The 17,188-nt window shown below is 68.1% G+C and carries 19 protein-coding genes; 18 read left to right on the top strand and 1 reads right to left on the bottom strand.

Annotated elements, in window-relative coordinates:
* Positions 1 to 12 precede the first annotated feature (12 nt).
* From MOQ72_RS21850 to MOQ72_RS21810, 9 genes are read left to right on the top strand one after another with little or no spacing between them, the layout of a single operon-like run.
* Positions 13 to 771 (top strand): CpaE/TadZ family protein, encoded by a 759-nt coding sequence (locus MOQ72_RS21850; protein ID WP_242186128.1) that lies wholly within the window; start codon positions 13 to 15, stop codon positions 769 to 771.
* Positions 771 to 2,189, top strand: a complete 1,419-nt coding sequence (locus MOQ72_RS21845; protein ID WP_242186126.1) for a TadA family conjugal transfer-associated ATPase — start codon at positions 771 to 773, stop codon at positions 2,187 to 2,189. The genes MOQ72_RS21850 and MOQ72_RS21845 overlap by 1 nt, the downstream gene beginning before the upstream one ends.
* On the top strand, positions 2,186 to 3,076 hold the full coding sequence (locus tag MOQ72_RS21840) for a type II secretion system F family protein (RefSeq protein WP_242186124.1): 891 nt from the start codon (positions 2,186 to 2,188) through the stop codon (positions 3,074 to 3,076). Before MOQ72_RS21845 ends, MOQ72_RS21840 begins: the two co-directional genes overlap by 4 nt.
* A complete protein-coding gene (locus MOQ72_RS21835; RefSeq protein ID WP_242186274.1) occupies positions 3,076 to 3,972 on the top strand; it encodes a type II secretion system F family protein in 897 nt (298 codons plus the stop codon). Before MOQ72_RS21840 ends, MOQ72_RS21835 begins: the two co-directional genes overlap by 1 nt.
* A 16-nt stretch (positions 3,973 to 3,988) precedes the next feature.
* Positions 3,989 to 4,180 carry a hypothetical protein gene (locus tag MOQ72_RS21830; protein ID WP_242186123.1) on the top strand — a complete coding sequence of 64 codons (192 nt, stop codon included), beginning with the start codon at positions 3,989 to 3,991 and terminating at the stop codon, positions 4,178 to 4,180.
* A complete protein-coding gene (locus MOQ72_RS21825) occupies positions 4,180 to 4,614 on the top strand; it encodes a TadE/TadG family type IV pilus assembly protein (RefSeq protein WP_242186121.1) in 435 nt (144 codons plus the stop codon). The genes MOQ72_RS21830 and MOQ72_RS21825 overlap by 1 nt, the downstream gene beginning before the upstream one ends.
* A gap of 41 nt (positions 4,615 to 4,655) precedes the next feature.
* Positions 4,656 to 5,054, top strand: coding sequence for a TadE/TadG family type IV pilus assembly protein (locus tag MOQ72_RS21820; RefSeq protein WP_242186120.1), 399 nt, complete (start codon positions 4,656 to 4,658; stop codon positions 5,052 to 5,054).
* Entirely contained in the window at positions 5,054 to 5,488 is a 435-nt protein-coding gene (locus MOQ72_RS21815; RefSeq protein WP_242186119.1) for a pilus assembly protein TadG-related protein, read from the top strand. Before MOQ72_RS21820 ends, MOQ72_RS21815 begins: the two co-directional genes overlap by 1 nt.
* Entirely contained in the window at positions 5,485 to 8,244 is a 2,760-nt protein-coding gene (locus tag MOQ72_RS21810) for an AfsR/SARP family transcriptional regulator (protein WP_242186117.1), read from the top strand. The genes MOQ72_RS21815 and MOQ72_RS21810 overlap by 4 nt, the downstream gene beginning before the upstream one ends.
* A gap of 534 nt (positions 8,245 to 8,778) precedes the next feature.
* Here the strand turns inward: MOQ72_RS21810 and MOQ72_RS21805 are convergent.
* Complete coding sequence (locus tag MOQ72_RS21805; protein ID WP_242186115.1) at positions 8,779 to 9,633, bottom strand: TIGR03564 family F420-dependent LLM class oxidoreductase; 855 nt, start codon at positions 9,631 to 9,633, stop codon at positions 8,779 to 8,781.
* An 84-nt stretch (positions 9,634 to 9,717) separates the two neighbouring features.
* On the opposite strand from MOQ72_RS21805, the gene MOQ72_RS21800 reads away from it, so the two are divergent.
* The 9 genes from MOQ72_RS21800 (at position 9,718) to MOQ72_RS21760 (ending at position 17,174) form a co-directional block, all read left to right on the top strand.
* Positions 9,718 to 10,245, top strand: coding sequence for a TetR/AcrR family transcriptional regulator (locus MOQ72_RS21800; protein WP_242186113.1), 528 nt, complete (start codon positions 9,718 to 9,720; stop codon positions 10,243 to 10,245).
* 1,625 nt (positions 10,246 to 11,870) lie between these two features.
* Positions 11,871 to 12,266 (top strand): hypothetical protein, encoded by a 396-nt coding sequence (locus MOQ72_RS21795; RefSeq protein WP_242186111.1) that lies wholly within the window; start codon positions 11,871 to 11,873, stop codon positions 12,264 to 12,266.
* Positions 12,267 to 12,283: 17 nt separating this feature from the next.
* The gene (locus tag MOQ72_RS21790) at positions 12,284 to 12,571 is read left to right on the top strand and encodes a hypothetical protein (RefSeq protein WP_242186109.1); all 288 of its coding nucleotides are present in this window, start codon (positions 12,284 to 12,286) and stop codon (positions 12,569 to 12,571) included.
* A gap of 57 nt (positions 12,572 to 12,628) precedes the next feature.
* Entirely contained in the window at positions 12,629 to 13,402 is a 774-nt protein-coding gene (locus MOQ72_RS21785) for a DUF7178 family protein (RefSeq protein WP_242186107.1), read from the top strand.
* 371 nt (positions 13,403 to 13,773) lie between these two features.
* Positions 13,774 to 14,082 carry a hypothetical protein gene (locus tag MOQ72_RS21780; protein ID WP_242186104.1) on the top strand — a complete coding sequence of 103 codons (309 nt, stop codon included), beginning with the start codon at positions 13,774 to 13,776 and terminating at the stop codon, positions 14,080 to 14,082.
* A 188-nt stretch (positions 14,083 to 14,270) separates the two neighbouring features.
* Entirely contained in the window at positions 14,271 to 14,831 is a 561-nt protein-coding gene (locus MOQ72_RS21775; protein WP_242186102.1) for a hypothetical protein, read from the top strand.
* A gap of 60 nt (positions 14,832 to 14,891) precedes the next feature.
* Positions 14,892 to 15,767 carry a hypothetical protein gene (locus tag MOQ72_RS21770; RefSeq protein ID WP_242186100.1) on the top strand — a complete coding sequence of 292 codons (876 nt, stop codon included), beginning with the start codon at positions 14,892 to 14,894 and terminating at the stop codon, positions 15,765 to 15,767.
* A gap of 184 nt (positions 15,768 to 15,951) precedes the next feature.
* The gene (locus tag MOQ72_RS21765; RefSeq protein ID WP_242186098.1) at positions 15,952 to 16,485 is read left to right on the top strand and encodes a hypothetical protein; all 534 of its coding nucleotides are present in this window, start codon (positions 15,952 to 15,954) and stop codon (positions 16,483 to 16,485) included.
* Between the two features lie 98 nt (positions 16,486 to 16,583).
* Entirely contained in the window at positions 16,584 to 17,174 is a 591-nt protein-coding gene (locus MOQ72_RS21760) for a hypothetical protein (protein ID WP_242186096.1), read from the top strand.
* Positions 17,175 to 17,188: the final 14 nt, after the last annotated feature.

The following is a 17,188-nucleotide window of genomic DNA, read 5'->3' as shown; positions in this document are numbered from 1 at the left end:
GGGTTGTGTTCGGTGAAGGGCTCGCCGGGGGTCACGACCGCGGCTCTCGCGATGGCCGCGCGGTGGCCCGGCGGTGATCCGGTCGTGGTCGAGGCGGACCCGACGGGCGGTGATCTCACCGCCCGGTTCCGGCTTCCGGCCACGCCCGGGGTGGTGTCGCTGGCAGCGGCGGCGCGGCGGCAATCTTCGGCAGAGCTGCTGGCGGAGCACTCCCAGCGCCTTCCCGGAGGACTGCGGGTGGTCGTCGGCCCTGTGGCGGCCGAGCAAGCACGGGCCGCGTTGGGCGTGCTGACCACCCGTGGACTTCGGGCGCTGCGGGCCGCCGCCCGGTCCCCGGAATACGCGGTGTTGGTGGATGTCGGGCGTTTGGATGCGGCGTCCCCAGCGTTGCCGCTGGTGCGCGGGGCGGATGCGCTGGTGGTGATGACGCGGCCCCGAGCCGACGAGTTGTCCCACGTCGCGACCTTGTTGGAGTCGGTGTCGACGTGGACCCGCACCCCGGGCCTGGTTCTGATCGGCGACGGCTACAGCCGCGCCGAGGTGGAACGGGAACTGGGAGTCCCAGTGATGGCCACGCTTCCAGACGATCCGCAGGGTGCGGCGATCCTGTGTGGACAGCCGCGGGGGCGCCCCCCGGATCGGTCCGCGTTGGGGCGCACCGCTGCTCGTCTGGATCGCACTCTGCTCAGCCACGTTCAAGCGTCGCACACCGGCGCCGACGGCCTGGTTACTGCTGCGACATCGGCAACGGGGAACGGGGAGGTGCTGTGATGACGACCGACGCACACGGCTTTGTCGATGGGGCTGGGGAGCCTGGCTGGTCGTCGCAGCCGATCAGTTCGGAGGCCGGCGAGGGCGACGGGAGTCACCCGGGAGCGGCGGTGCTGCGGGCGCGGGTGCGTCAGGCGGTCTCGGAGGGTCTGGCCGAACGCATCCGCGCGGATGAGCAGGACGGCCGCCCCGCGATGGACTATCCAACCCGGCGCACCCTGGCTGAACGGCTCGCCGGGGACGCCGCCGACGCCTACGCCAACGAGGAGCTGACCCGCCCGAGCGGGGCCGGGTTGGTGCCCGACGAGGTCGAACGCCGCGTCGTGGCCTCGGTGCTGGATGAGGTTTTCGGCATGGGTGGCCTGCAGCCGCTGCTGGCCAACGAGGACATCGAGAACGTCAACGTCAACGGCTGCGATCGCGTCTTCGTGCGGTATGCCGACGGCAGGCGGGCGCAGATGCCGCCGGTGGCCGACTCCGACGAGGAACTGATCGACCTGGTGCGGTCGCTGGCGGCGCGCTCCGGCGTGGAGGAGCGCCGGTTCGACCGGGGCTCGCCCGGGGTGAACGTGGAGTTGCCGGACGGGTCGCGGATGTTCGCGGTCATGGCCGTCACCGGCCGCCCGTCGATTTCGATCCGGCGGCACCGGTTCCAACAGGTCACCCTCGCCCGCCTCCGCTCGCTGGGCACGATCGACGCCGGGTTGGAAGCGCTGCTGGCGGCGATGGTGCGCGCCCGGTTCAACGTGCTTGTGGTCGGCGGCACGGCGATCGGGAAGACGACGATGCTGCGGGGGTTGGCCTCGGCGATCCCGCCGGCCGAGCGGCTGATCACCATTGAGGACAACTTCGAACTCGGCCTCGACCGCGACCCGGCCCATCCCGATGTGATCGCGATGCAGGCCCGGGAGGCCAACGTCGAAGGCGCCGGTGCGATCTCGCAGGCCGAGCTGGTGCGGTGGGCGCTGCGCATGTCCCCGGACCGGGTCATCGTCGGCGAGGTCCGCGGCGCCGAGTTGGTGCCGATGGCCAACGCCATGTCCCAGGGCAACGACGGGTCGATGGCCACCTTGCATGCCTCCACCTCCCGCGGGGCGTTCACCAAGCTCGCCACCTACGCCGCCCAATCGCCGGAGAGGCTGGGGCTGGAGGCGACCAACCTGCTGATGGCCTCGGCGCTGCACTTCGTGGTGCACGTGGCCGAAGCCCGCGACGACAAGACCCGCGTCGTCTCGTCGATCCGGGAAGTCGTCGACGCCGACGAGAAGCAGATCATCTCCAACGAGGTCTATCGCCCCGACTCCACCGGCCGCGCGGTTCCCGGGGTGCCGTTGCGGACCGAGACCGTGGAGCGGCTGGCCGAGGCCGGGTTCGACGCGGGCGTGCTGGAGCGCACCGAAGGGTGGTGGCGGCCATGACCACCTCCGCCCTGCTGGCCGCGTTGTGCGGGCTCGGCGTGGCCCTCGGAGGGCTGTTGCTCGTGTTCGGCTTCCGTGGACAGGCTCCCGACTCGGCTGCCAAGCCTTCGCGATGGCGCGAACATTTTCGTCGGCTCCGTGACTGTGCCTCGGCGCGGCGAGCAGTGATCGGCCTCGCGGCCGGCCTGCTGGCTGCCCTCGTCACCGGCTGGGTGATCGGGGGCGTGCTGACGGCGGCGGCCGTGTGGGCGCTGCCGCAGGTGCTGGGGCGGGATTCCGAGCAGGACCGGCGGGTCGCCCGGATCGAGGCCATCGCCGCCTGGACTGAGATGCTGCGCGACACCCTGTCCGCGGCAGCCGGTTTGGAACAAGCAATGCAGGCCACAGTGGACACCGCTCCGGCCGCGATCCGCGACGACGTCCGCGAGCTGTCGATGCGCATCACCCGCGGCGACAAGCTCCCCGACGCCCTGGCGGGGCTGGCCGACGACCTCGCCGACCCCACCGCGGACCTCGTGATCTCCGCGCTGGTGCTGGCCTCGCAGCACCAGGCTCGCCAGCTCGCGGACCTGCTCGGGGAGCTGGCGATCGAGGCCCGCGAACAGGTGTCCATGAGGCTGCGGGTCGAAGCCGGCCGAGCACGCACCCGCACCAGCGTACGTGTGATCGTCGCGACCACGCTGGTCTTCGCCGCCGGCCTCGTCGCGCTCAATCGCGGCTACCTCGACCCGTACGACGGGGCATTCGGTCAGATCATGCTCTTGTTCGTGGGTGTCCTGTTTGGGCTGGCGTTTGGGTGGCTGGCTCGCGTCGCGCGGATGGCCGAGCCCGAGCGCTTCCTCACCCGGCCCACGGCCGCCAGCGCGAGGGCGGAGGTGCACTCGTGATCACCACGGTCATTCTCCTCGGAGCGGGATTCGGCGTCGGTCTGTGGGCGCTGGTCGTCTGGTTGCTCCCACCAGGCCCGTCGTTGGCCAGTGCGCTGGCCGCGAGCCGCACCATTCCATCGCGCAGGCCCACGATCACCGATACCGATGCCGGTGGGTGGGCTGCACGGTGCGGCCGCCCCGCAGTACGGCCGTTGGCCGCACTCGGCCTGCCCAACCCCCGTCAGCAGCGCGATCTCCTCGTGCTCGGACGGGCACCGGAAGCGTGGTTGGCGGACAAGGGTGTCTTGGCCGTCGCCGGTTTGCTGCTGCCAAGCCTAGTGCCACTGCTGCTGTGGGTCGTCGGCGTGGGGTTGCCGTGGCAGGTGCCCGCCGTCGTCAGTCTCGCGTGCGCGGTCGGCGGGTTCTTCTTGCCTGATCTGGATGTGCGGCAGCAGGCCGAACGCAGGCGCACGTCGTTTCGCCACGCACTCGGCGCCTACCTGAACTTGGTCCGGGTCTCGCTGGCCGGGGGCGCCGGAGTCGACGGTGCGCTCACCGACGCTGCCGAGATCGGCCACGGGTGGGCGTTCGCCCGGATTCGGCGTGCGCTGACCACAGCACGGATGACCCGTGCGACGCCGTGGGACACGTTGCGGCAGCTCGGCGAGGAACTGGACGTGCGCGAGCTTGTCGAGTTGTCCTCTTCGGTGTCGCTGGCCGGCACCGAAGGCGCGAAGGTGCGCGCCTCGTTGGCGGCGAAGGCCGCGGCGATGCGCACCCACGAACTCACCGAAGCCGAAGGGGAGGCTCAGGCCGCCACGGAGCGGATGTCGTTGCCGGTGATCTGCCTGTTCGCCGGGTTCTTGCTGTTCATCGCTTATCCAGCCGTCGCCACGGTGCTGGGAAGCCTGTAAGAAGGAGAAGCCACTCATGCTGAGCTACATTCCTCTTGTCTTTGCCACGGTGCGGGCCCGTATCGCCGAAATCCGCGCCGATGAGCGTGGCTACTCCACCGAAACCGTCCTTGTCACCGCACTGCTGGTCGCCGCGGCCCTCGCAGTCATGGCCATCATCATCGCGGCCGTCACTCGCAAGGCGGGCGAGATCGGGGGCAGCATGTGATGACCACACGTCTTGCCCGCCGACTCCGCGCGCAGGTACGGCGATGCTGCCAGGACGAGCGGGGCTCGGTGACGGCCGAGCTGGTACTGGCGGTCCCGGCGTTGTTGCTGCTGATCCTGCTGATCGCGCAGTTCGCGATCTGGGCGCACGCCACCCACATCGCCCAGGCCGCCGCCTCCCAGGCGCTATCAGCGGCACGTGTCCAGGGGGCCAGCAGCGCAGCGGGCCACGCCGAAGCCGCGGCGGTGCTGGCCCAACTCGGCGCCGGGCCACTGAAGAATCCACACGCCACGGTGAATCGAGGACCTGAACAGTCCACTGTGGAGATCACAGGAGAGGCTGCCCCGGTGGTGCCGTTCCTGACTTTGCCGGTGCGAGGTCGCGCGGTGGGTCCCAGCGAACGGTTCGTCGTCCCGGGGAGGGGTAACGGATGACGCCCCTACTGCGCCGACTGCGTTGCGACGAACGAGGTTCAGTGGCCACCGAACTGACCCTCCTGGCACCGGTGTTGATCGTCCTGCTGCTGTTCGTGGTCTTCTGCGGGCGCCTGGCCGACTCACGCCTGCGCGTCGACGACGCCGCACACCAAGCCGTCCGCGCGGCAACCTTGGCCCGCAGCCACAGCCAGGCCAGCAGTGACGCGCACGCCACCGCGCACGCCGCACTTGCCCAAGCCGGCGTGCGCTGCCAGAACCTCGGCGTGTCCGCACACCTCGCTGGCCTACAGCCCGGCAGCACCGTGACCGTGACCCTGACCTGCGACATCGAACTCTCGGATCTGGCGATGCTCGGAATTCCGGGGAGTACCACGGCAGAATCCACCGCGTCCTCGGTCGTGGACCAGTGGCGCGGCACCGACCCAGCAGGCACGTGATGTTCGGGCGGTGGCAGGCGTTCGCACGCGACGAGCACGGCCGGGTGACGGCGTTCGTCGTGCTGATCACCACGGCCTGTCTGCTGTTCGCCGGCCTCGTTCTCGACGGCGGGCTCGCCTTGGCCGCGAAGACCAAGGCGATCGGCCACGCCCAAGAAGCTGCCCGTGCCGGAGCCCAAGAGCTGGATCTCGCCGCCTACCGCGCCAGCGGCGATGCTCGGCTGCACCCGAGCGCGGCACAGGCCGCCGCACGACGCTACCTCTCCGCTGTGGGCGCGACGGGCACCGTCACCGCCGATGCCACCACCGTCCGCGTGCACATCGATGCCCAGCAACGCACCCACATCCTGGGTCTGATCGGGCTGGGCGAGATCGCCGTGTCCGCCGACGGCCAAGCCCACCCCGACCAGGGAACGTTCGGAGGTGCAGGATGAGGCTGCTCGTCCGCATCAGCGCTCGCATGCTGCGGTTCGTCGGCGCGCTGGCCGCGCTGGCGGCACTGGCCGCGTTGCTGGTCGGGGTGCCGTGGGGGCTGGTGACGTTCATCGGCTGGCCTTTGCCGGATCATCTGCCGACCGGCGATGAGATCGAAGCCGCCCTGCTCAACCCGTTGTCGGTCACCCTGCTGCTGGACCTGTTGGCCTGCATCGCCTGGCCGGTCTGGCTCACCTTCGCCCTCGACGTGGCCCGCTGCGTTCCCGACGCGGTGCGCGGAGTCCGCCCGCCCGCGATCGGCCCGGTCCACGCCCTCGCCGGACTGCTCGTCGCCGCCGCGGTACTCGGACTGCTGCCACCCCGGATCCCGGTCGCCGCCGCGGGACCCGTGCCCGCGGCGCAACCAGCCGCCTCCGTCACGGTCGAGCAGCCCGCCCCCGTGCCTGCCGTCGCCCAGTACTCCAGAACGAACCAGGCCCAGCAGACCTACACGGGCGAACCTGGCACCGCGATCGTGCAGCCCCCGCGCGCCGGGGTCTACGACAGCCTGTGGCGCATCGCCGAACGCGAACTCGGCGACGGCCACCGCTGGCCTGAACTCTTCGCCCTCAACCAGGGGCGCCCGCAACCCGACGGCGACACACTCACCGATCCGCACCTCGTCCGCCCCGGATGGATCCTGCACCTGCCCGAAGCAGCCGAGAACCACGCCCCGCCACCACCGCCGCCGGAACCCGTGCCGACACCGGCACCCTCAGCAGACCCTTCTCCGTCCGTGCCAGCGCCTGAACCGCCAGAGGCCGTCCCGAACCGGCACCACGCCCCGGCGGCGGACGCCGTCGCTTCGACCTCGGGCACCGCCATCACGCTCACCAGCGGCGGCCTCGTCGCCGCCACGCTCGCCGCCGCGGTGACCCTGGCAATGCTCATCCGGCGGCGCCGGCGGATGCGGACCTACCAGCCCGGCAGCGGAGACCGCACCCCACCACCCGCACCCGCACCCGCGGTCCACGCGCTCCGACTGGCCTACGACGAAACACACCTAGACAACGCCGAACCCGACGACACCGACCCGATCACGCTTCCCCCAGCCGAGACCGACCTGCCCGAGACAGCGGCCGACGAGTCCGAGCATGATGCCGCCGTGCAGGTCGGCATCCGTGACGACCGCGCCCACGCTCTCGACCTCGCCGCACTCCACGGGCTCGGGCTCACCGGGGCGGGCGCGGAAGCCACCGCCCGCGCTCTGCTGGTGCACCTGCTGGCCACCACGAAGGCCACTGTGCTCATCCCCAGCGACGACGCCCGCACCTTGCTCGGAGACGAACCTCCCACCTCGCCCCGGCTGCGCGTCACGACCGGCCTGGACGAGGCCATCACCGTTCTCGCCGACCACCAGCCCCCCGACAGCACCTACCACCGGGACACCGAGCGGGACATCGTTCTCGTAGCCACCATCGACCGCCCCCACGAGCGCCTGCAAGCCGTCCTCGACACCGGGACCGCCTCCGGGACGGCGGGCATCCTGCTCGGTCACTGGCCCGCGGGAGCCACCGTCCGCGTCCGCGCCGACGGGATAGTCACCGCCGCCAGCCCCACCGTGGGCGACCTCCGCGGCGCTCGGCTATTCCACCTCGACGCCTCCGACACCCGCGACCTCCTCGAACTCCTCGCCGACACCACGAGCGGGCCGCCGCAAGACACCGTCGATCCCGCCGAGGACTCCGAGCAGGTCCCTCCCGACGACAACGACGAACACGACCTTGCTGTCGACCCTCCCGCCAGCGATCACACCCACCCGCACGAGCACGACGTCGAGGCCGAGCAGGACAGCGAAGCCACTGCCGTCGACAAAGCCCCGGACGCAGCCGCCTCGGACACGCCCTCAGCCACCGGGGAACGCGACGACCTCGTTCGCGACAGCGCTGACCGGCCCCCGGTCACCGAACTGGTGACTCCCGCCGACAGCGACCACGAACCTCCCGACCGTCCCTTGAACCTGGCGGTGTTCGGTCCGCTGACGCTCACCTGGCACACGCCCTACGGCACCGACCGGGACCTCACCTCGACGCTGGCGCCCAAGCACAAGGCGCTGATCGTATTCCTGGCACTGCACCCCCACGGGACATCCCGGGAAGCCGTGCGCGAAGCGCTCTGGCCCGAAGCTCGGGGACGCCGCCCCTACAACGCCTTCTACGCCGGCCTGTCCCAGATCCGCAAAGCCCTCGCCGACGCCACCGACGACCAGGCCACCGACCTCATCTCCCAGCACGAGGAACACGTCGCCCTCAACCCTGACCTGGTCGCAGTCGACTACTGGCAGCTCAACCAGGCCGAGCACGACCAGCACCTGGCGAACACCGACGACGACCGTTTCGCCGCCTGGTCCCGCAGCGCCGCGGTCTATCGCGGGGAAATCGCCGAGGGCATGTCGGCCCTGTGGCTCGACGGCCCCCGAGAAGCCGCCCACCGCACCGTCGTCGACGCCCTCGCCGGCATGGCCGCCACCTACCGAGCCCGAGACCCACAGCGACAGCTCCAACTGCTCGAACACGCCCGGCTGTTGAACCCGGAAAACGAGGACATCTACCGCGACATCATCCGCGTACAAGCCAAACTCGGACACATCGACGCCATCAGCCGCACCATCAACCTGCTCACCACCACGCTGGCCGACATCGGCGAACGCCCCGACCCCAGCACCCTCACCCTCGCCCGCGCCCTCCAAGCACGCCACCACCGCACCGCCAGCTAACGCACGGCTGACAGCCCGTTCCTGCGTGATCTTTTGACGATCAGACACGTCATGCCTTCAGGTACGCCCAGAGTCAAAACGGCAGCGCGTTCCCCAAGGCATCGATGATCTTGTGCGACCTGGGGTTCTCGGTTGTCTCAACGTGACACCGCCAAGATCAATCTCATGCTCGTGGCATTTTTCAGGCCGGTTGAGCACATCACCGCCGACCAGTGCGCGGACGGGCCCCACCCGCGGCGCTGCGCTATTCCACCGGCGTGACGGGTCGGATGATCCAGTACGAGCAGACGCCGTTCGCTGAGTACCAGGACGGCGAGCCGACCGAACTCCAGCAGGCGCCTGTTCCACACGGCCCCGCCACCGACTTGTCGTTCATCACCGCCGCCTGGCAGAGCGGGCATCTGGTGCGCGGTTGGGACTTCGACTCCGTGAGCCTCGCGACGACCCCGCTGGCGAGCTGCCCGGAGACGAACGCCACGGGACGGGTCCTGGTGCCAGATGACCGTGACCGACGCGGGGCCTGTGCGGTAGCCCTTACAGGGAGCCGGCCAGTTCCCCGGCCAGTTTCAGTGTCCTGGCCTTCTCGGTGTCGTCGCCGACGAGGCTGACCAGCACGTCGGTCGCGCCCGCGTCGGCGTACGCGCGGACCGCGGCGGCGACGGTGTCCTCGTCCCCGGCGACGATCGTCTCCACGACGTTGCTCTGCCCCTGGCGATCGAGGAGCGTCCGGTAACTGGCGAAGTCCGACGCGAAGCCGACCACGCGGGCGACCTCGTCGCGCACGGCGCCCGGCCTGGAGGTCACGCTCAGCATCACCGCCGCCACGACCCGCGGCTCCTTCGCCACGGCATCGATCCTGGGCCGGATGTGGTCGGCGATTGTTGCCGAGGTTGCCCACACCGTGACCGTGCCGTCGGCCAGTTCGCCCGCGATGCGGAGCATCACCGGGCCGAGCGCGGAGAGCAGCACCGGCGGGGGCTGCGCGCCCGGCACCTGGACGTGGCCGGTTCCCGAGAGTTCGGCGCGCAGCGCGCTCAGGTACTCGCGCGTGTGGTGCGCGGGCCGGTCGTAGGACAGGCCGTACACGTCCTCGATGAACTGCTTGTGGCTCGGCCCGACGCCGAGGGTGAACCGGTTGCCGGTGGCGGCCGCCACCGTGAGCGCCTGCCCGGCCAGTGAGATCGGATGGCGCGGGTAGGTCTGCACGATGGCAGTTCCCAGCTCGATCCCCGGCACGGCCGCCCCGGCGAGCGCTGCCACGGTGAGCGGGTCCCACGCCAGGACCTGGCTGAAGAACACGCTGGCCAGGCCGTGTTCGGCCGCCGCGCGCACCTGTCCGATCTGGGACTGGAGATCACTCTGGTCTCCGACGTACAGGCCGATCCGCATTGCCCCTCCAAGGTGAATTCGGAATTCCGGTTCCTCGACGGTAGCATAAACTGAATCGGAGGTTCCGGTTAGTGGGAGGTACGGGTGCGGGCGGACGCGCGGCGCAATCGGTCGGCGATCACGAGTGCCGCCCTGCGACTGGCCGGCGAGCGGGGCGAGGCCGTGTCGATGGAGGACATCGCACGCGAGGCGGGGGTTGGCGTCGGCACGCTGTACCGGCACTTCCCGGACCGGCGCGCCCTGTTAGAAGACATCGCGGTCGACGCGCTGCGGGAACTGCTGGAGGCCACACGCGCGGAAGTCGGCCAGACGCCGGCATGGGAGGCGCTGCTGCGGATCGTGGACCACTGCGTGGCCTTGCCGCTGCCGCTGACCAAATCCCTGCTCACCGGCGAACCGGAACACCCCGAACTGCCCGAGTTGGAGGCCGAGGTCAACGCGCTGATCGCCGAAATCGCGGCACACGCGCAGCGCGAGGGCGACCTGCGCGCCGACGTACCACCGACAGAGGTCGTGCGGGTGCTCAACGTGGCGGTCTGCCGCTGCGGCGCCCGCGCCGACGACCACCTGACCCGCGTGCTGCTCGACGGCCTGCGCGCGCCGAAGAACTAGGTTCGGTCACCAGCGTCAGATAGCTGGCGGAGCCGCCACGGACCCGCCAGCACTACCGAGAATCCACCAAAATGGCCTGGTCTCAACCACGCTTCACAAATGAAGCCGAGATGAAAGCGCTGCTGAGAAAATGAAGCCAGCCGCGAGACCCTACATGCGCCTGCTCATCTACCTACTCATGCGCCTACTCATGCGCTCACTCATCTACCCGATAAGCAGGAAGCCCCCTCGTGCCACGTTGTCTCAGGTCAGCGCGTCGCTGGCCCTTCCTGAACCTGCCCAGCCTCGGTACCCCACGGGAACCTGTTGACGACTGGGAGGAATAGGAGCGAGTGCAATAAGAAATGGTGTGGCCAGCAGCATAGGTTGGATGAATTCCGTTTTTTAGCGTGCCAGCGCTTCGTCTGTGAAAATTCTGACCGTCCATTTCGTTTCACTGATTCACGATTAGTCATTTCGGCCACCTGGCTCGATCCGTGCTCGGCAGATACGAGCGCCAGCAGCTCGGCGCAATTAGTTGACGATTTCAAACACATTAACACCTTCGCAAGGTCGACAAATTGGATGCATTCGATTAGGCACCGTCGGCCAACGATGCATGTTTCCCGTCAATAAGCCGAACGAGGGTCATTGACGATCCGCACTTCTCTTGCGCCTACACGAGGCAAACCAAGCAAGACAAGCATCTTCTACGCCCGCGGCGCCTGCCTTCGGTTGCGAATGACGCGCGTGCGCCCACGCACGTCATTCGCCGAATGCCCCTCACTGCCACTGAAACACGCTGTCTGCGCCTTGCACCCGAAGAGAAAGACCAGGGGAAAGCAGGTCCCAGCATCGAACAGAGGGGCACCGAGTCCGCCTTTCGCAGAAATATAACGACGAAATAACGCTCATCTATCACCACTTGCAAAGTGTCCTGTTTAGGTGTGTAATAGACACATCAACAGGACATACCGAAAAGGAAGCGATGAGGACCGGGGCACGGCGTCCCTGCGAGTCGCCTTCCACGGAGGAACGGCCTGCTGAGGTCTCGAAAGTCCCGTAAAGCGCGGGCAGCGGCTTGGGCCGTGCGGACAGCAGCAAAACCGTGCAGAGCAGCGTGAAGAACGACGCGCAGCCAAACGCGCATTTCTAATCTGGAATGTGTAGTAACTGTGCTTGCAGCTTCGCGACGTAAAGCTCTTGCTATAGAGCGGAGTAGCGCGCATAAATGGCATGCCTGCCACTGGTGTGTCCCCAAGATAAGTCAATGGTGGTCTAGCACCGACAAACGTCGCAATGTGTAGGCGTTCGGGGTTGTTTGAGGCGGTTGCCGACATTGGGTTTCTCTGGCTTGAGAGCGTCGCTCTCGCCTGCCCGTAGCACGCCAAACCCTTACGGACATGGTTCCTTGCGTTGCGCGCTAGACATAACGGCTTATCCCAACAGTGTTAAGAGATTCAGGGAATGTGCCATCGAAACGCGCAACCCTCACCGGCGAGTAGTGCCGCATTGCACGGATACAAGATGTGTCCCCTTTGCGGAGATCTCACAACGGAGAGGGTTGCGCGTTTCGGTGCCAGTTCACAACTGGCCTGAATCACTGCCCAGTCAACCACTTTTCGCACACGAAATGGAGTACCGCCATGACTATGACCCTGATCGATTGGTCCGCTCGGATTAGCGCCATGGCGGACGCTCTATCAGTGCCGGACGGCGGATTTTCCGTCAACCCGAACGACGGTTCCGATGTCGGCACGGGCTATGCGGTTGCCGTACACCCGGAACACGAACGCGTTGTTGACGGTTCCGTGACCAGTAACGATCTTCACGAATACATCGCGCAAGCGAAAGACGCTCTCTCGCTGCCCGGTCGCGTTCTCGGCGGGTGGCGCGACCCTGCGACCGGCCGTGTCTACCTTGACGTTTCCGTCGTGACCGCGGACCTGTCCGAGGCAATGACCCTCGCGCGGGAAACCGCGCAGCTCGCCATTTTCGATTTTTCCGCCATGGAATCAATTCCAGTCACGGTCGCGGCGTGAGTCAAGGAGTGAAATCGATGAGTGCAGTCATCGTCATGATGAGCGACGGGCAAGCGCGGCGTTTCGCTTCCGATTGGCACGGCGGTATGTCGTCGGCTCTGTATTGCCTCGCGTCATCGGGTGCGGTTGACCTTGACCGCGTGCGGGATGAAATAGCTCGTGAACTGTGGCAATTGGACGTCGGAGAAGTGCGACGCGAATTGCTCGCCCTGGACAAATACGTACGAACGGCCGGGACGCGTCCCGCGCAATCGGGATGGTCCCGCTTGTGGGACGACTCGCCGGTGACCGTGAAGCACACCTAAGAGGACTGAATTGTCATGCCTGCCCCCAGCGATCACCCATGGTTCCGGGCACACCCTGTGAGCCATGACAACATCGTGTGGCACTGGGAACAGGCCACACCCGACGAAATCGCGCAAGGAGTGCGCTGGTATGCCGACGCGCACCACGTGGCAACCGCAATCGCGAACGGTGATGCCCATCTCGGCGCCGGAATGCTCGCGATTTACTCACCTCAGCAAGGATGGATCGGCAACGTTCACAACGCCGCTCGCGTACTGCGCGAGGGCAAGGGAATCGGCGGGCCCGGTTCCGGAATGTTCGCCACGACCGGGCAGAAACGCGCTGCTGACCGGTTGCTCGCCGGTGAGCGGTATGAGGACATCCTCAACGGTCCCAAGATCCGCGACTTTGCCCACCTGATCGAGTTCTGCGGAGATCAAGATCCGGATGACCCGCGCGTGGTGATCGATCGGCACGCGCTGTCGGTGGCGCACGGTCGCGGGCTCACCTCCGAGGAGTACGACTCCGCGCCGGTCGACGGATTTCGCCGCAAGGATGGATCGATTTCCCGTCGGCAGTACGACCACGTGGTGAACCTGTACCGCCGTGCCGCGGAGCTGATCTCCGCACGCGCGGGGGAGCGGGTCTCGGCGCACCAGGTTCAGGCCATGACCTGGTTGGTCCGTCAACGGCTCAACCAGGAATCCGAGCAACGGCGCGGTCCCAACCGGCTGGACCGGGGACGTAACCGGGCCCGCGCGAATTCCGAACGCGCGTGGAACGACTTCAGAACCGTCTACCTGCCCGATCTGGCCACGTGCCCCGGTACGGGCTACCAGTCGGCCGCCTAGCCACGCTGAGTGAGGTCTCACGATGACTGACACGCAACGCGATTCGATTCGAATGACCGTGATTCGGATCGGTGATCTTATCTTCCTGGACAGTTTCTCCGGACTCGTACCCGCCAAGGTGACCGGGTACACCCCGTGCGGCGAAATCGCCGTGTTGGTCACTGCTACTCGGGGTGCCTATCGACGTGGCGAACACACCACGTTCAAGCCGAGCGGTTGTGTCCCGCGTGCACACGTGCGCGTGGTTTGTGGGCACTTCCGCATCTTCGGCGCGTGGACCTTTGACGGACTTCGCGAGGAATTCCCACCGCGCTGGGCCTGAAACCCGCGCACATTCGCCACATCCACCGGCCAACGCCAAGGGAGACCACATGTCCACCGACACGGACAACGTCGTAGAGCTCCACTTTCAGTACGCCCAGAACGGCTACGTCATGACCGACGACACCTACGGCGAACAAGACGCCGATAGCGCAGTCGCGTTCACGCGTGACGGATGCGCGTTCGTCGCCTGCGAACGCGCACCGCGCGGACGCTGGCGGATCGAATCCACCGACGGCGCGACTGGTCCGGTGCCCTTGTCCGCCTACCGCTACCGATTTTCTGACCTGGCGGACGCTGCGGAGTACGTCGCCAAGAGATGCGGCGCCACGGTCGCCCGCGTCGATTCCTGGGTCTAGCAACAACAGTCCGTCTTGCCCGGACATGTCACCGACGGTGAGCCGCGTGTCTCGGCGCCCGTTCATGGCGGGCGCCGCGCGGCTTTCATCGCGCGCAATGGTTGCAACAGTTCTCTGTCCGTTGTGGATTGTTCGAGTCATCCGCGCGCACGTCATCACCGTTTCTCGAATGAGCAAAGGAGTTCACCATGTTCGTGTACGGCGTGTCCCTCACCGATATTCACCACGTCGTACGCGACGTGTCGAGCGCGCTCTATGACGGAAACATCACCGTGCGTACGGGCGAGGATCGCAGCAACCGCGCCGGCCCCCGCGCGAGGTTCACCCTCCGCGCCACCGACACAGCGGGTTGCGGCGCCAAGGGAAGCGCCTCCGCGTTCGGCAAGGGCACCGGCCCGAACGGCAGGCGTCGCACGATTTCCGCGTGCTGGCATGCCCACTACGACGTGCTCGCCGAATTGTTCTCCCGATTCCCGGCCGCCCGTGTGGTCACCGCGATCGCCACCTACACCGCGCCCACGTTCCGCGAGGGCGCACTGGCCACCGCGTGCCTGAACGTCGGAAGCCAGTTGTACCCGGTGACCGCGCCGGACTGCTGCGCATGCGACCACACCGACTACGTCGACACCTTCGACCCCGCCGGCTACGTCGACGACTTTGACTGGATGCCGTCCGGCGACGCGATGCGCCCGAACACGAACGTCGACTACTTCCTTGATCAGCTCGACCGCGTGCTCGCCGAACAGTGACCCCCTTTCCCAGCACCTCCGCACATTCACGCCATCCACCCGACGAAAGCGAGCACCACGATGACCACCGACCACTCGACCACGCTGGACGCGCTGCGCGCGGAGCTCGAACGGGAACGCGCACGGGCCGATTCCCTGGAGACGGTGAACCGCGTGCAGGCCGCGAGCCTCACCAGCCTGGCCAGGCTCGCGGAGGAACTCCGCTGCCAGGTTGCCGACCTGCACGACGACGCGCTGAGCTCGCACCCGATGCCGGTGCAGGGCTTGCGCAACGTTACCGGTCGCATGAACGGCTTGGCGGACACCTTGAGCCGCGCGGCACGCGGCTACTCCGGCGCCAGGACCACTGACATGATCTACCCGACCATTGACGATGATCTCCGCGCACACGGGTGGACGCCCCGACCGGACCGGGGCCTGGACGGCGTGTTGCCGCCGATCCCGACCACCGAGTTGTCCGAGCAGCGGGGCTATGCGCGCGGCTGGCACCGGGGCCCGCAGTGGGTCACGTTGTGGTTCACCGGGCCGTGTGCACTGGCCTACGCGGACAGCAGCGACCACGGCCGGCTCACCGACGTCGACGCCGTGCGCGCCGTGATCACCTCCCGCCGGCCGTTGTCCGCGGACGCACTGTCCGAATGGGTCGCGGCCCAGCAGAAGGCCCACGCCGTGCCGTTCGATGCCGCGTACGTCCGAGTGTTCGTGCACCTGCGGTCGTCCTGGGGTGGGGGCCTGGTCGTCGATGATCGGTGCGACGAACGCGGCGCCCCCGCGCCCGACGGGCCCGGTAAGCGCTCCGTGTGGGCCTGCCCGGCTGACCCCGATTTCCGGCTCTACGTCTGGGGAATCGGCAACGAACCGGCCCACGTCCGCTACTGGGCCGGGCCTGTGGTCGACATGGCCCACCTGGTCCAGATCACCGGCCACTGCCGCTGACCTCAGCCCCTTCGCACCCGCCGGCCGACCCGTCCATCGACAGTCGGCCGGCCCCGGTTACCGCCGCGGCTCACCACCAGGTCGGCCGGCTCGGCTCGGGCTGGCCGTCGACCAGCAACCCACCGGAGAACCCCATGACCACCCTCGACCTCGCGCACACCGTCGCCGAGCACCTCGGCACGGGGTGGCGCGCCTACACCGGCAGGCCGCCGACGGCTCGGAAGCCCATCTCGCCGGACCGAACGATCAGGTCCTCGACCTGTTCGACGGCACCACCACCGGCCGCAAGACCGACCAGAGCCGATTGATCATCACCGGTCACCTCGGCTTCCTGCGCAACCACGTCCCGCAGGACCACGACCGGGACCACAAGATCACCGTAGACCAGCGCAAACCGTCCGACGTCATCGCCCACGAGATCTGGCGCCGGCTGCTGCCGAACTATGAGGCCGCGCTGCAAGCGGCCTGGGACGACAAGCACGCCAGCGACGGCATCGCCGCCGCCCGCCAGCAACTCGCCGCGACCGCCGCGGCACACCTGGGCGTACAGCACCAAGACCAGGACACCGACTTCCACTTCGGCACGGTCGACGCAGGAGTCCACGGACGCGTCTGTGTGCGGCCCGGCGCGTCCGACTCAGTGTTCACCGTCCGCGTCCCGCACGACCGGGTGGCCGAGTTCGCCCGGCTACTGGCCACGTTCGGACGCCTTCCTTGATCACCTCCGGCCGTTCGGACCACTCCTCCGGTGGCCGAACGGCCGGCCTGTGCCTTGCCGATTCCGCTCACCTCCGGCCCGAAGGGACCGATACCGCCATGACCACCACCTCCTCCACCGCCCCTGTCGCGGACGTTCTCGACTGCGGCCACCCGCCCACCCCGGACCCCAGCGGGATCGGCACCGGCCGCGCGATCGACCCGACCACCGGCGCCACGAGCTGCTACCCGTGCTCGAACGAACGCGAACGCGAGGCCATGCCCCGCGCGAACACCTTCGTCGCCTACGTGTCCTCGGCCGGCGACGCGCTGACCACCTGGCCCGGCGGGCACCTGGCCACGATCGACCCCGCCGACGCTCACCAGGTCGGCCGGCGCACCTACACCCCGTCCGGCGGGATGTGGACCCGCTACGTCTGGCACGCCACCGACGTCGACGGAGGCCGCTGGACCGGAGCCAACGGCGGCCCTGGCCTCGTCATCCGCGTCCACCGGCTGCGGGTGTGTACCTGGCAAACCGGGTTCGGCAACGGCCGGCCCCCGCGCTACTGCCACCGCCGCGCCACCCACGCTGGCCAGGGTGGCGCCTTCGACCTCTACTGCCGCACCCACGCCCGCCAGGTCTTCGACCTCTACGGCTGGACCACCTCCGCCCTGCCACCCCGCACGCTCGCCCAGATCCGCGCGTGAAACCGCGTCATCAC

It is taken from the genome of Saccharopolyspora soli (assembly GCF_022678645.1).
Classification (GTDB): Bacteria; Actinomycetota; Actinomycetes; order Mycobacteriales; family Pseudonocardiaceae; genus Saccharopolyspora; species Saccharopolyspora soli.
Note: the sequence above shows the minus strand (reverse complement) of the source record. Positions and strands in the feature narration are given on the sequence as shown.

Bases quoted from the DNA above. Each gene is read 5' to 3' on its own strand.
- MOQ72_RS21845 (WP_242186126.1), top strand. From the start codon at position 771: ATGACGACCGACGCACACGGCTTTGTCGATGGGGCTGGGGAGCCTGGC.
- MOQ72_RS21840 (WP_242186124.1), top strand. From the start codon at position 2,186: ATGACCACCTCCGCCCTGCTGGCCGCGTTGTGCGGGCTCGGCGTGGCC.
- MOQ72_RS21830 (WP_242186123.1), top strand. From the start codon at position 3,989: ATGCTGAGCTACATTCCTCTTGTCTTTGCCACGGTGCGGGCCCGTATC.
- MOQ72_RS21825 (WP_242186121.1), top strand. From the start codon at position 4,180: ATGACCACACGTCTTGCCCGCCGACTCCGCGCGCAGGTACGGCGATGC.
- MOQ72_RS21815 (WP_242186119.1), top strand. From the start codon at position 5,054: ATGTTCGGGCGGTGGCAGGCGTTCGCACGCGACGAGCACGGCCGGGTG.
- MOQ72_RS21810 (WP_242186117.1), top strand. From the start codon at position 5,485: ATGAGGCTGCTCGTCCGCATCAGCGCTCGCATGCTGCGGTTCGTCGGC.
- MOQ72_RS21805 (WP_242186115.1), bottom strand. From the start codon at position 9,633: ATGCGGATCGGCCTGTACGTCGGAGACCAGAGTGATCTCCAGTCCCAG.
- MOQ72_RS21795 (WP_242186111.1), top strand. From the start codon at position 11,871: ATGACTATGACCCTGATCGATTGGTCCGCTCGGATTAGCGCCATGGCG.
- MOQ72_RS21790 (WP_242186109.1), top strand. From the start codon at position 12,284: ATGAGTGCAGTCATCGTCATGATGAGCGACGGGCAAGCGCGGCGTTTC.
- MOQ72_RS21780 (WP_242186104.1), top strand. From the start codon at position 13,774: ATGTCCACCGACACGGACAACGTCGTAGAGCTCCACTTTCAGTACGCC.
- MOQ72_RS21775 (WP_242186102.1), top strand. From the start codon at position 14,271: ATGTTCGTGTACGGCGTGTCCCTCACCGATATTCACCACGTCGTACGC.
- MOQ72_RS21770 (WP_242186100.1), top strand. From the start codon at position 14,892: ATGACCACCGACCACTCGACCACGCTGGACGCGCTGCGCGCGGAGCTC.
- MOQ72_RS21760 (WP_242186096.1), top strand. From the start codon at position 16,584: ATGACCACCACCTCCTCCACCGCCCCTGTCGCGGACGTTCTCGACTGC.